The organism is Klebsiella sp. JN_Kp126, from assembly GCF_033843325.1.
GTDB lineage: Bacteria > Pseudomonadota > Gammaproteobacteria > Enterobacterales > Enterobacteriaceae > Klebsiella > Klebsiella michiganensis.
Genome location: NZ_JAWXQV010000051.1, coordinates 13,583 through 26,953, shown reverse-complemented (window position 1 = coordinate 26,953; position 13,371 = coordinate 13,583). Strand labels below are relative to the sequence as shown.

At 57.0% G+C, this 13,371-nt stretch carries 13 protein-coding genes; 5 read left to right on the top strand and 8 right to left on the bottom strand.

Annotated elements, in window-relative coordinates; all coding sequences use genetic code 11:
- Nucleotides 1–3: 3 nt before the first annotated feature.
- The 7 genes from aroB to SIK97_RS09845 form a co-directional block, all read right to left on the bottom strand.
- A complete protein-coding gene (gene aroB / locus SIK97_RS09875) occupies nt 4–1,098 on the bottom strand; it encodes a 3-dehydroquinate synthase (RefSeq protein ID WP_004854923.1) in 1,095 nt (364 codons plus the stop codon).
- 54 nt (nt 1,099–1,152) lie between these two features.
- A complete protein-coding gene (gene aroK / locus SIK97_RS09870; RefSeq protein WP_004106441.1) occupies nt 1,153–1,674 on the bottom strand; it encodes a shikimate kinase AroK in 522 nt (173 codons plus the stop codon).
- Nucleotides 1,675–1,944: 270 nt separating this feature from the next.
- Nucleotides 1,945–3,186 (bottom strand): DNA uptake porin HofQ, encoded by a 1,242-nt coding sequence (gene hofQ, locus SIK97_RS09865; RefSeq protein ID WP_162934534.1) that lies wholly within the window; start codon nt 3,184–3,186, stop codon nt 1,945–1,947.
- Nucleotides 3,095–3,502: a HofP DNA utilization family protein gene (locus SIK97_RS09860; protein ID WP_014839685.1), complete on the bottom strand. Its 408-nt coding sequence runs from the start codon at nt 3,500–3,502 to the stop codon at nt 3,095–3,097. The genes hofQ and SIK97_RS09860 overlap by 92 nt, the downstream gene beginning before the upstream one ends.
- A gap of 88 nt (nt 3,503–3,590) precedes the next feature.
- Nucleotides 3,591–3,932: a hypothetical protein gene (locus tag SIK97_RS09855; RefSeq protein ID WP_413614540.1), complete on the bottom strand. Its 342-nt coding sequence runs from the start codon at nt 3,930–3,932 to the stop codon at nt 3,591–3,593.
- Nucleotides 3,916–4,455 carry a PilN domain-containing protein gene (locus tag SIK97_RS09850; protein ID WP_014227060.1) on the bottom strand — a complete coding sequence of 180 codons (540 nt, stop codon included), beginning with the start codon at nt 4,453–4,455 and terminating at the stop codon, nt 3,916–3,918. The genes SIK97_RS09855 and SIK97_RS09850 overlap by 17 nt, the downstream gene beginning before the upstream one ends.
- Complete coding sequence (locus SIK97_RS09845; protein ID WP_032751542.1) at nt 4,452–5,243, bottom strand: hypothetical protein; 792 nt, start codon at nt 5,241–5,243, stop codon at nt 4,452–4,454. Before SIK97_RS09845 ends, SIK97_RS09850 begins: the two co-directional genes overlap by 4 nt.
- Before the next feature lie 117 nt (nt 5,244–5,360).
- On the opposite strand from SIK97_RS09845, the gene mrcA reads away from it, so the two are divergent.
- Entirely contained in the window at nt 5,361–7,919 is a 2,559-nt protein-coding gene (mrcA, locus tag SIK97_RS09840; RefSeq protein WP_032751545.1) for a peptidoglycan glycosyltransferase/peptidoglycan DD-transpeptidase MrcA, read from the top strand.
- 146 nt (nt 7,920–8,065) lie between these two features.
- Here the strand turns inward: mrcA and nudE are convergent, their stop codons facing one another.
- Nucleotides 8,066–8,626, bottom strand: a complete 561-nt coding sequence (nudE, locus tag SIK97_RS09835; RefSeq protein ID WP_057173359.1) for an ADP compounds hydrolase NudE — start codon at nt 8,624–8,626, stop codon at nt 8,066–8,068.
- A gap of 327 nt (nt 8,627–8,953) precedes the next feature.
- Between nudE and SIK97_RS09830 the strand changes: the two genes are divergently transcribed.
- From SIK97_RS09830 to hslO, 4 genes are all read left to right on the top strand, one after another.
- On the top strand, nt 8,954–11,083 hold the full coding sequence (locus SIK97_RS09830; RefSeq protein WP_057173349.1) for an intracellular growth attenuator family protein: 2,130 nt from the start codon (nt 8,954–8,956) through the stop codon (nt 11,081–11,083).
- Between the two features lie 62 nt (nt 11,084–11,145).
- Nucleotides 11,146–11,829, top strand: coding sequence for a GMP/IMP nucleotidase (gene yrfG, locus SIK97_RS09825; protein WP_004854954.1), 684 nt, complete (start codon nt 11,146–11,148; stop codon nt 11,827–11,829).
- The gene (gene hslR / locus SIK97_RS09820) at nt 11,826–12,227 is read left to right on the top strand and encodes a ribosome-associated heat shock protein Hsp15 (protein ID WP_014227064.1); all 402 of its coding nucleotides are present in this window, start codon (nt 11,826–11,828) and stop codon (nt 12,225–12,227) included. The genes yrfG and hslR overlap by 4 nt, the downstream gene beginning before the upstream one ends.
- An 18-nt stretch (nt 12,228–12,245) precedes the next feature.
- Entirely contained in the window at nt 12,246–13,130 is an 885-nt protein-coding gene (gene hslO, locus SIK97_RS09815; protein ID WP_160741635.1) for an Hsp33 family molecular chaperone HslO, read from the top strand.
- Nucleotides 13,131–13,371: the final 241 nt, after the last annotated feature.

The following is a 13,371-nucleotide window of genomic DNA, read 5'->3' as shown; positions in this document are numbered from 1 at the left end:
TTCTTATTGTTGCGCCTGCTGAGTATCAGCAATCGCGCCAAGAACAACATCATGCGGGACTCCGCCGCGTATCTCGCTCTTCCCTATCGCGAGGGGTAGCACCAGCCGCATCTCGCCCGCCAGCACCTTTTTATCACGCATCATATGGGGCAAATACGCCTCTGCTGCCATCTCCTGCGGGCCACTTACCGGCAAGCCAGCACGCTGCAGCAGATGAATAATGCGCTGCGTATCCTGCGGATTAAACCGCCCCAGACGTTCGGATGCACGCGCCGCCATCACCATACCGGCAGCGACCGCTTCACCATGTAACCAATTACCGTAGCCCATCTCAGCTTCGATAGCATGACCAAAAGTATGGCCAAGATTGAGTAAAGCACGTAACCCGGTTTCGCGCTCGTCGGCGGCGACAACTTCAGCTTTCAGCTCACAGCAGCGACGGATACAGTACGCCATCGCTTTTTCATCCAGCGCCAGCAATGCATCAATATTATTTTCCAGCCAGTCGAAAAATTCGCCGTCAAGAATAACGCCGTACTTGATCACTTCAGCCAGGCCGGAAGAGAGCTCACGCTTCGGCAGCGTTTTGAGACAGTTAAGATCGACAACAACAGAAACCGGCTGCCAGAAGGCGCCAATCATGTTTTTGCCGAGAGGATGGTTGACGGCCGTTTTGCCGCCGACCGAAGAATCCACCTGCGACAGCAGAGTGGTAGGAACCTGAATAAAGCGCACGCCACGCTGGTAGCTGGCCGCTGCAAATCCCGTTAAATCACCAATCACCCCACCGCCGAGCGCCACTAACGTCGTGTCGCGGCCGTGTGGTTTTTGCAATAGCGCGGTAAAAACGGTATCCATCACCGCCAGGCTTTTAAACTGCTCGCCGTCGGGAAGAATCACGCTATCGACTTTTACGCCCGCTTGCTCAAGTACGGAGCGTACGGTATCCAGATAAAGCGGCGCCAGCGTTTCATTGGTGACCAGCATGACCTGGTCGCCTGATTTCAGTGGCAGGAAGGAAGCTGGATCGTTAAACAAACCAGCCGCGATGGTAATCGGGTAACTACGTTCCCCGAGGGTTACAGTAAGCCTCTCCATAACGCGACGTCCACCTCAGTTGCTTTTACTCTGACGCACTTTATTAAGCCAGAATCAGTTGCTTTCCAGCATATGAATAATCTGGTTTGCTACCACTTTCGCGCTTTGATCGTCAGTGCGGATAGTGACATCTGCAATCTCTTCGTACAGCGGATTGCGTTCATCCGCCAGCGCTTCCAGTACTTCGCGAGGCGGAGCATCAACCTGCAGCAAAGGACGCTTTTTATCGCGCTGCGTACGGGCAAGCTGCTTTTCGATAGTTGTTTCCAGGTAGACCACCACGCCGCGGGCGGAGAGACGGTTACGCGTTTCACGGGATTTTACAGAGCCACCGCCAGTTGCCAGCACGATTCCCTGTTTTTCCGTCAACTCATTGATGATTTTTTCTTCACGGTCGCGGAAGCCGTCTTCGCCTTCTACATCAAAGACCCAACCCACATCTGCGCCAGTGCGTTTCTCAATTTCTTGATCGGAATCGTAAAATTCCATGTTGAGCTGTTGGGCTAACTGGCGCCCAATAGTGCTTTTGCCGGCACCCATAGGCCCAACCAGAAAGATATTGCGTTTCTCTGCCATTTTTTCGGTACTACTAAGACTATTCGTTAATGGTAAACCCGCTTCGCAGACACCCAGCGCAGCAGGACATGAACTGAAACCTCATATGCAATTAGAGCGAGAGTCAGACTAAAAATTATCTCAATACTCCGGCTGGTTTGGCAACAGAATAAATCACCGGACAAGAAAGGGAGGATTGATGTCGTACCCGACTCTCAAATCGGTACCCCTTGTATGCTAAATCCGTCCTCACGTCAAACACCTGAAACGTGTTTAGCATGAAAAACCCGCTTAATGCACTGCCAGAATACGTGGAGTGATGAAGACAACCAGTTCACGTCGTTCGTTATCCTTACCGTCACGGCGAAATAACTGACCAAGCCAGGGGATGTCGCTAAGGAGAGGAATACCATCGCGAGACGTTTTATTTTTCTGCGCAAAGATGCCGCCTAACGCCAGGGTCTCGCCGCTTTTCATTTCAACCTGCGTTTCTATTTCTTGTTTATCGATAGCCAGCGCTTCACCATTTTCCTGTTTGAGCACCTGGCCCGGCGTATTTTCGCTAATCCTGAGTTTTAAACGCACGCGATCGTGATGCAGCACCGTCGGCGTCACCTCCATCCCCAGCACCGCCTCTTTAAACTCAACGGAGGTCGCCCCGCTTTCGCCGCTGGAGACCTGATAAGGTATCTCGCTGCCCTGCTTAATGCTGGCGGGCTGCATATGGGAAGCCAACAGCCGAGGGCTGGCGATAATGTCCACCTGCTGCTTCTGCTCAAGCGCGGAAAGTTCCAGCTCCAGAAGCCGCCCGCTGATGCGGCCGATGTTAAACCCGGCCCTCGTGCTGGCATCCCCTACCGCCAGGTTGCTGCTCAAGGTGGTTAATTTACCTGAGCCCGGCGGGCTGCTGGCGTCGGCCAGGCTCCACTTAACGCCCAGTTCGCGCAGGCTGGTTTCGCTCATTGAAACGATGTGCGCCGCCAGCTCAACCTGGCCGACGGGCACATCCATTTCCCGGGCCCACGCTTTTAACGCCGGGAGGTGCCGGGCATCATCACGAATCAACAGGCGGTTGGTTCGCTTATCGACCATCATATGCCCGCGAGCGCTGAGCAGTTTTTCACCCGCCTTCGCTAAATCTTCTGCATCCGCATAATGCAAGGTCACGCTATGCCCCTGCAAAGGAAGATTCTGCAGGCGCTTTGCTTTTTCCGCTTCCAGCTGCAGCCGCTGCGCCTTTTGCCACGCCTGAGTGTGCACGTACAGGACCGAACCTTGCTGAGTCAGGGCCAGACCGGCGCTGTCGATAACCGAGCGCAGCGCCTGTAACCAGGGCACCTCCTTCAGATGAAGAGATACCGTACCGCTGACGTCAGGAGCCACCACGAGATTTTTTTGCTTCAGCTCCGCCAGCGTTTGCAGTACCTGAGACACCGGCGCATCATCGACGACCAGCGACACGGGAAGATCCTTTTTGGCCGCGACGACCATCAGCGGCAGGAGCAGAAACAGCAGGCTTGTCCATCGCATTATTCTTTATTCCCTTTCGCAGCCAGACCCACTGTGCGGGTTCACACCCAGGACCGGTTGATATTGTCATTTTCTCTGGCGTCAGGCGCGTCACCCGCCAGCCCGTGGGCAAAATCGCCTCCGCCCTCACGCGACGCCATTTCCCGGCGCTATCCTGCACGATACCCATAAGCGCCAGCGAATCGCCGATAGCCCCGCCGTAGCGCCACTGGCTAAGCTGCGCCGTCCGGCAGCGGTCCACCGGGGGCTGAAACGGATCGCGCTCTTCAGCCAGCAGCGGGAGCGGGAACAGCAGCCAGCACCACCATTTAAGGCGCATCTTCCGCCTCCAGATGCAGGGTCAACCGTAACGCCTGCTTTTCCGGCTGCAGGGAGAAAGCCGTAGCGCGCATCCCGCAGCGAGCCAGCTAGGAAAAGAGCGCGGGCACCGCTTGCCAGTCAACCGCCAGCTGCATCTCGCCTGCGGAGCCCCCTGGCCGCCAGGCGATAAGCGTCGCCCCGGCAATCGGAAGATCAATAGGCGTAAAAACCTGGGTCGCGTCTTCCTCCATGCCGGCGGTCTGTAAAGCGCTACGCAGCGGCAGCAGTTTTCGCCACTGCGCCTGTACCTGCGGCGAGCGCCCCGCCGACGTTTCTGCCTGGAGAGGCAGCAGTAGCCAGAACCCGATTACGGCGATGAGGACCAGAGCGACGGATATCATGAACAGATATTTGCGCCCCGTCAGCCAACGTTCAACGTCCCACTGCATTGTCGTCCTCTTCGGCCATGGAAAAGTGAAATAACCAGCGCCCTTCGCTGTCGCGGTGCGTTTCTCCCGCCTTTGGCGGACGCAAGCCGGCAACGCTCCCCAGCGCCTTTTCAAGCTCAGCCAGCCCCTTTAGATGCAACGTGAGTCCGCTCAGTACCAGGGTATTCTGTCGATATTCCAGCAGCGTTAACCAGGCGTGCTCCGGCATACGCGACGCTATCGCCTGTAACGTTGGCTGCCAGGCGGCGGTTCTCTCGCGCCGCAGATAGCGCAGGCGCCGTTGTTCCTGCTGCTGCAGGCGCTGGCGCATGGCGCGTTCACGCTGCTGTAATGCGCTATAAAGCAGGTCGTCAGCGCTTATCCTCGCCGTTTCAAGCGAGTGGCTGGCCCGTTTGTTGAGCCGTGAGGCGAGGATCGCCGCAAGCAGAATAAGCAGCAAACCCACAATCAGCAGTCCTGCCATCCGCAGACGTTGCCGTCGACGCGTTTCGCGCCAGGGAAGGAAGTTAACGATGTGGCTCATGACTGACCCGCTCCCAGCGCCAGGCCGAGGGCAACGGTAAAGCTATCGCCACGGGCCGGGAGCGGGGGCTGCAGGCGATGAATGGCGCTCCATGCGTCAAAATTCTGCCCGTCGAGCGAGGCAGAGGTGCAAAGGCGAAACTCTCCGGCGTTCACCCGGGAAACCAGGCCGGGAAAAGAGGGTACGTCGCTGCATGGACAGCATCCCCAGCTATCGGCGGTCGCCCAAAGCCAGCTCGCTTCGTCACGCCACGCCAGCCCCTGAACCTCGACGGGCAGCCAGGGGAAAAATGCGCCAAGCGCGCTGGCGTCCGGCACAATTCCGACCACCTTCAGCTTAAGGCGGCTCGCCAGCTGGCCGAGGACGTTAATATCCAGGCGCTGCGCGGCGGTGACCCGCCAGCCATCGGCCGCTCTGGCGTCCACATAATCGACGCAGAGCGATGACGCGGGCATTTCCAGCTGCTGCGCCATCGCGCTGGCGATCCAGGTCGCCTGCTCGCTTTCTCGTAATGAAATCTGCGGGCGCGGAAGCTGCTTTTGCAGCGTTCGCGCCGCCGGGAAGGCAATACACGCCTGATGCTGCAAAGGCAGCTCCCGCCGCCAGGGCTGCAGCTGGCGGGCCAGCGACTCAACGTCCACCACGATGCCCTGCCGCACGGTGCCGGGCATCAGCGGAATACTCCACCAGCGACGTAGCGCCCAGCGTGAACGCTCGAGTAATAACGCGACGATAGCAATATGGTCCTGCTGAATATGCATTCCTATGCGCCAGTTTCTAAAAGCCATGCCTACGATCTCCTTATCCGCCGATATGCTTCGCTATATCAATGCTCCAGGCTTGCCTTTATACTACTGCGCGTTTGTTTATAAACTGCCCAATGAAAACTAAATGAGAAATCTCCGGTGAAGTTCGTAAAGTATCTTTTTATCCTTGCAGTCTGTTGCGTACTGCTGGGAGCAGGCTCGATTTTTGGTCTCTATAAATATATAGAGCCGCAGCTCCCCGACGTCGCAACCCTGAAGGATGTGCGCCTGCAGATCCCGATGCAGGTCTATAGCGCGGATGGCGAGCTGATTGCGCAATATGGCGAAAAACGCCGTATTCCCGTCACGCTGCAGCAAATGCCGCCTGAGCTGATAAAAGCGTTTATCGCCACCGAAGATAGCCGTTTTTATGAGCACCATGGCGTTGACCCGGTCGGGATTTTCCGCGCGGCCAGCGTCGCGATGTTCTCCGGCCACGCCTCGCAGGGCGCCAGTACGATTACTCAGCAGCTGGCGCGCAACTTCTTCCTGAGCCCTGAGAAGACGCTGATGCGTAAGGTGAAAGAAGCCTTCCTCGCGATCCGCATCGAGCAGTTGCTCAATAAAGATGAAATCCTTGAGCTGTACCTGAACAAAATCTATCTTGGCTACCGCGCCTACGGCGTCGGCGCGGCCGCGCAGGTCTATTTTGGGAAATCCGTCGACCAGCTTACGCTGAGCGAAATGGCGGTCATTGCGGGCCTGCCTAAAGCGCCGTCGACGTTTAACCCGCTCTACTCCATGGATCGCGCAACCGCCCGCCGCAACGTTGTTCTCTCACGGATGCTGAGCGAAGGCTACATCACGCAGTCGCAGTACGATCAAGCGCGTAGCCAGACGATTGACGCCAGCTACCATACGCCGGAAATCGCCTTCTCCTCCCCGTATCTTAGCGAAATGGTGCGTCAGGAAATGGTCAGCCGCTACGGCGAGCAGGCTTATGAAGACGGTTATCGCGTCTACACCACCATTACCCGTAAAAATCAGCAGGCAGCCCAGCAGGCGGTGCGGAATAACGTGCTGGATTATGATATGCGCCACGGCTATCGCGGCCCGGAAAAGGTGCTGTGGAAGGTGGGCGAAACGCCGTGGGATAACCAGAAAATCCTCGATACCCTGAAAAAAACCCCGAGTACCGGACCGCTCTCTCCGGCGGTAGTCACTTCGGCAAGCCCGCAGGAAGCCGTCGCACTCATGAGCAACGGCACCTCGGTGTCGCTGAATATGGAAGGCGTCCGCTGGGCGCGTCGGTTTATCTCTGATACCCAACAGGGCGCCACGCCGCGTAAAGTGAACGATGTGGTGCAGGCCGGGCAGCAGGTGTGGATCCGCCAGGTGGGTAGCCGCTGGTGGCTATCGCAGGTGCCTGATGTCAACTCGGCGCTGGTATCGATCAACCCGCAAAACGGGGCGATCATTGCGCTGGTCGGCGGCTTCGATTTCAACCAGAGCAAGTTCAACCGCGCGACTCAGGCGCTGCGCCAGGTCGGTTCTAACATTAAGCCGTTCCTCTACACAGCGGCAATGGATAAAGGCTTAACGCTGGCGAGCATGCTCAACGATGTGCCGATTTCCCGCTGGGATGCCGGCTCCGGCTCCGACTGGCGGCCAAAAAACTCCCCGCCGCAGTATGCGGGCCCTATCCGCCTGCGTCAGGGGCTGGGTCAATCAAAGAACGTTGTCATGGTTCGCGCGATGCGCGCCATGGGCGTGGACTACGCGGCTGAGTATCTCCAGCGCTTCGGCTTCCCGGCGCAGAACATCGTGCGGACAGAATCGCTGGCGCTGGGCTCCGCGTCTTTCACCCCGCTTCAGGTTGCTCGCGGCTATTCGGTGATGGCTAACGGCGGTTTCCTGGTCAGCCCTTATTTCATCAGCAAAATCGAGAACGATCAGGGCGGCGTCATTTTTGAAGAGCGGCCAAAAATTGCCTGCCCGCAGTGCAATATTCCGGTGATTTATGGCGATACGCCGAAGTCCAATGTGCTCGAGAACAAAGACGTTGAGGACGTAGCGACCTCTCAGGACCCGCAAAACCCCGGCGTTCCTCCGCAGTCGCAGCTGGCGCAGGCGAACCAGTCGCTGGTGGCGCAAAGTGGCGCACCGGAGTATGCGCCGCACGTGATCAACACCCCGCTGGCGTTCCTGATTAAAAGCGCCCTGAATACTAATATCTTCGGCGAACCGGGCTGGATGGGTACCGGCTGGCGAGCGGGCCGCGATCTGCAGCGTCACGATATCGGCGGCAAAACCGGGACCACCAACAGTTCAAAAGATGCGTGGTTCTCGGGCTACGGCCCTGGCGTGGTGACGTCGGTATGGATTGGCTTCGACGACCACCGTCGCGACCTTGGCCGCACCACCGCCTCCGGGGCAATCAAAGATCAGATATCGGGCTATGAAGGCGGCGCCAAAAGCGCTCAGCCGGCCTGGGATGACTTTATGAAAAACGTGCTGCAAGGCGTACCGGAAGAACCGCTTACGCCGCCGCCGGGTATTATTACGGTCAACATTGACCGCAGTACCGGTCAGTTGGCCAGCGGCGGTAACAGCCGCGCTGAGTACTTTATTGAGGGCACTCAACCTACCCAGCAGGCGGTTCATGAAGTCGGCACCACCATTACCGATGGCGGTGGGGAAACCCACGAACTGTTCTGACAAAAAAAGCGCCTGCGGGCGCTTTTTTTTTGGCTGACGGAAAACCGGTTGTAGATATCGTGCCACGGCTGGCGCCTTTACCACGACCTACCGCAACGGCTCCGTGGGGCCCGCCGCGGGGCATTTTTCGTTATCCGGGAGTGACGCTACAGCCGCCCCTGAGCCCGCAGCCATTCGCGCAGCAGGAACAGCGCGCTAACGTTACGCGCTTCGTTAAAGTCTTCTTCATCAAGCAGCGTCATCAGCTGCGACAGCGGCCAGCGAACCTGGGGCAGCGGCTCGGGCTCGTCGCCGGGCAGCGATTCCGGATAAAGATCTTCCGCCACCAGAATGTTCATCTTGCTGGAGAAGTAGGAGGGGGCCATGCTCAGCTTTTTCAAAAACGTCAGTTTTTGCGCGCCAAAGCCGACCTCTTCTTTTAGCTCGCGGTTGGCGGCCTCCAGTACGCTTTCACCCGGATCGATCAGGCCTTTTGAGAAGCCCAGCTCATAGGATTCCGTACCGACAGCGTATTCGCGAATCAAGATTATATGGTCATCGACAATCGGCACAATCATCACGGCTTCACGGGTAGAAGGCCGCATCCGTTCATACACTCGGCGCACGCCGTTGCTGAACTCGAGGTCCACGCTTTCAACATTAAAAAGGCGCGAGCGCGCGACTGTTTCAACGTTGAGAATAGTGGGTTTTTGTAATGATTTGCTCATTGTCATCGGTCTATGCTGTGATTACAGCGGCCATTGTGCGATACGCAGCACGGTTTCGGCAATCCTAATCGCTACTAATTTACATAGTTGCAACTTTCCCGTCCCGAGCCCGATTATCACAATGACTAAAAAGTCAATAGGTTGAATAGTATTTGAGAATATACTGATTCCTGGATTTTAACGTTTTTGATAAGGTTGTATGCTGCTGCTTTGCATAAGAGATGTTCCCGCTTTAACAGAGTGCCGATTGCGACGGCTGTTTTACCTCCATTGATGAATGGCAACCGACGATACCAGTAAGAAAAGAATAACTATGATGGGATGGGCATGGGCACCTTTCTGATATTTTTGATAGCTCTGCTAATCTGCGCATTGCTTATCGGGTGGTGGTATCGCACGCATGCAAGACGTCGTCGCCTGCCGCTGCTGCAGGCCTTTAGCGATGCCGCGACGCGCAAGCTTTCCGATGAAGAGCGCAGCGCCGTAGAAAAATACCTCGACCGTCTCAGCCGCAACCAGCAGCTGCCGGCATCAGGCGCCAGCAGCGCGCCGGTAAACCTGACCCTGAACGACCAGAGTGGCACCGTTTATAGCGTCACCCGAGCCATCACTCGTTACGGCATCACCACCGACGACCTCAACAAATGGCGCTACTTCCTTGATTCCGTTGAAATTCATCTTCCCCCCTTCTGGGAACAACACATCAATGATGAAAACAGCGTCGAATTAATCTCCACCGATAGCCTGCCGCTGGTGATTGCTCTCAACGGGCAAACTCTCAGCGACTACCCGCACGAGTCCCGAGGGTTGGCGCTTGAAAAATCCTCCGTGCCTCAGGCTTCCATCCGCGGAGAAGAGAGCGAACAAATTGAGCTGCTGAACATCCGCCCGGAAACCCCTGAAGAGTACGCGCTCAGCCGCCCTGACGGTCTGCGCGAAGCCATCCTGGTGGTCACCGCTTTCCTGCTGTTTTATTGCAGCCTGATGACTCCCAACGTTTTTTCCCCCTGGCTACTGGGCGGCGGGTTGCTTCTCCTGCTTGCGGGCATATGGGGTATTTACGCCCCCCCACGTAAAACATCGCTGCGGGAAATTCACTGCCTGCGCGGCATGCCTAAACGCTGGGGGCTGTTTGGTGAAAACGACCAGGAACATATCAATAATATTTCCCTCGGCATTATCGATCTTATCTACCCGCGCCACTGGCAGCCGTGGATCGCGCAGGACCTCGGCCAACAAACGGATATCGACATCTATCTTAGCCGCCACGTTGTCCGCCAGGGGCGCTTCCTGTCGCTGCATGATGAGGTGAAAAATTTCCCGCTTCAGTACTGGCTCCGCAGCGCGATTATCGCCCTGGGCGCGCTGCTGGTCGTCGTGATGCTGTGGGCCAGCGTACCGCTGAATATGCCCTTTAAATTCACCCTTTCATGGCTCAAGGGCGCACAAACTATCGAAGCCACGACGGTTGCCCAACTGGAGAAGTCAAAGATTCGCATCGGCGACACGCTGCGCCTGAAAGGCACTGGAATGTGCAACATCCACTCGCCGGGCGCCTGGACGGCAAAAGAGAACTCGCCGTTTATGCCGTTCGATTGTTCACAAATCGTCTGGAATGATGCCCCTCCCCTGCCGCTGCCGGAGTCAGATATCGTCAGTAAAGCCACCGCCCTGATGCAGACCGTTCAGCGCCAGCTCCATCCCGAATCCGATGACGATTCGCGCGTCAGCCCGGCGCTGCGTTCCGCCATTCAGAAGTCAGGCATGGTGCTGCTGGATGACTTTGGCGATATCGTCACCAAAACTAACGACCTGTGCTCTGCGAAAGACGATTGCGTTCGTTTGAAGAATGCGCTGGTTAACCTCGGTAATACCCGCAACTGGGAAACCCTGACCAAACGCGCAAACGCAGGTAAGCTGGATGGCGTCAACGTCCTGTTACGCCCGGTAAGCGCGGAGTCGCTGGAGAATCTGGTCACCACCTCCACCGCCCCGTTCATCAGCCGTGAAACCTCGCGCGCGGCGCAGGCGCTGAATAGCCCGGCGCCCGGCGGTTTCCTGATTGCCAGCGATGAAGGCAGCGACCTGGTGAATCAGCCATGGCCAGGCACCGGGTTATACGACTTCCCTGCACACCAGCAGTGGAGCGAACTGCAGCGCCTGGCGGGCATGTTAATGCACACGCCGTTCCAGGCAGAAGGCATCGTCACCAATCTTTATACCGATGCCAACGGGACGCAGCACATCAACCTGCATCGTATTCCCGATCGCACCGGTCTGTGGCGCTATCTCGGCACCACGCTGCTGCTGCTGACCATGCTGGGCTGTACGGCGTATCACGGCCTCCAGGCTTTTCGCCGCTATCAGCGCCATCGCCAGCGTCAGGAAGAGATTCAGAAATACTACGAAAGCTGCCTGAATCCGGATCTCCTTTCCTCGCCGGACCCGCAAGAATAATTTTCTGCGCGACCGGGTATGATACCCTGTCGCGCAATTTCCCCCCTCGCTGGAGACTCACCATGCATTTTGATATCGCCTGGCAGGAGGTTGATACCGTTCTGCTGGATATGGACGGCACGCTGCTCGACCTCGCCTTCGACAACTACTTCTGGCAAAAACTGGTGCCGGAAACCTGGGGCGCCGCGCGGGGTCTCAACCTGCAGGAAGCCAGGGACGCAATGCGCCAGGAGTACCACGCGGTGCAACATACGCTAAACTGGTACTGCCTGGACTACTGGAGCGAGCGCCTTGGTTTGGATATTTGTGCGATGACCAGCGAGCAGGGGCCAAGGGCCGCGCTGCGTGAAGATACCGTGCCGTTCCTCGAGGCGCTAAAAAACAGCGGCAAACGGCGGATTTTGCTGACCAACGCCCATCCGCATAATCTGGCGGTGAAGCTAAAGCACACCGGGCTGGATGCACACCTTGATTTATTGCTTTCCACCCACACATTTGGTTATCCGAAAGAAGATCAGCGGCTGTGGCACGCCGTGGCTGAAGAGACCGGCTTCGACGCGCGTAATACGCTCTTCGTCGACGATAACGAGGCGATTCTGGACGCGGCGGCGGAGTACGGCATCCGCTATTGCCTCGGTATCACCAATCCCGACTCCGGGCTGGCGGAAAAAAGCTACGCTCGCCATCCGGGGTTGAATGACTACCGGCATCTGATCCCCTCGCTGACCCTACAGGAGAGGCCATGAAAGAAAAACCCGTCGAAGCCGTCAGGCTGGACAAATGGCTGTGGGCGGCCCGCATTTATAAAACCCGTGCGCTGGCGCGCGAGATGATTGAAGGCGGCAAGGTGCACTATAACGGACAACGCAGTAAGCCGGGCAAAGTGGTCGAGCTGAACGCGACCCTGCTGCTTCGCCAGGGCAATGACGAACGAACCATCGTGGTAAAGGGCATTACCGAACAGCGCAGACCCGCCAGTGAAGCCGTCGCGCTTTATGAAGAGACGGCGGAGAGCATCGAGAAACGCGAGAAAATGGCGCTGGCGCGGAAGATGAACGCGTTAACCATGCCGCATCCCGACAGGCGACCGGATAAGAAAGAGCGCCGCGACCTGATGAGATTTAAACACGGCGATAGTGAATAACTGTGGCCCGCAAGAGAGATGATTATGACTCAACACGATCAATTACACCGCTATCTGTTTGAAAACTATGCCGTACGCGGTGAGCTGGTAACCGTTTCAGAAACTTTAGAACAGATTCTGACCAACCATAGCTACCCGCAGCCGGTGAAAACCGTGCTGGCGGAACTGCTGGTTGCCACCAGCCTGCTGACCGCCACGCTGAAGTTCGCCGGCGATATTACCGTTCAGCTGCAGGGCGATGGCCCGCTGTCGCTGGCGGTGATCAACGGCAACAACCAGCAGCAGATGCGCGGTGTAGCCCGCGTCCAGGGCGAGATCCCGGAAGGGGCGGACCTGAAAACCATGGTCGGTAACGGATATCTGGTCATTACCATCTCTCCGGAAGAGGGCGAGCGCTATCAGGGCGTGGTCGGTCTCGAGGGGGATACCCTTGCGGCCTGCCTCGAAGATTACTTCCAGCGCTCCGAACAGCTGCCGACCCGACTGATCATTCGTAGCGGTGAACACGACGGTAAACCGATGGCCGGCGGCATGCTGCTGCAGGTTCTGCCGGCGCAGGACGCACAGGCGGCGGATTTCGAACATCTGAGCACCCTGACTGAGACCATCAAAGCTGAAGAGCTGTTTACCCTGCCAGCGAACGATGTGCTCTGGCGCTTGTATCACGAAGAAGAAGTCACCGTTTACGAGCCGCAGAACGTCGAGTTTAAATGCACCTGCTCTCGCGAGCGCTGCGCCGGCGCGCTGAAAACGCTGCCGGATGAGGAGATCGATAGCATCCTGGCCGATGAAGGTGAAATCGATATGCACTGCGACTACTGCGGTAATCACTACATCTTTAATGCGATGGATATTGCCGAAATTCGTAACAACGCCTCCCCGGCCGACCCGCAGCTCCACTAATCATCGCTTCGTCAGGCGCGGTTTCCCTTTTCGCGCCTGGCGTCAACGCTTTTTCTGCGCGTGGTGAATCGATTCCCCATGAAAGAGTTACGTAATTTTCTTTCAGGTAAGCGATTACATTCACATTTCAACAGTTTTTTTAATTACTTTTTAACCATTAAGAAACATCTACCCCCAACTATGCCCCAATTCCTGAGATAATCCCCTACGCCTCGTGACAGGAGTCACAACGTTTTTCGTA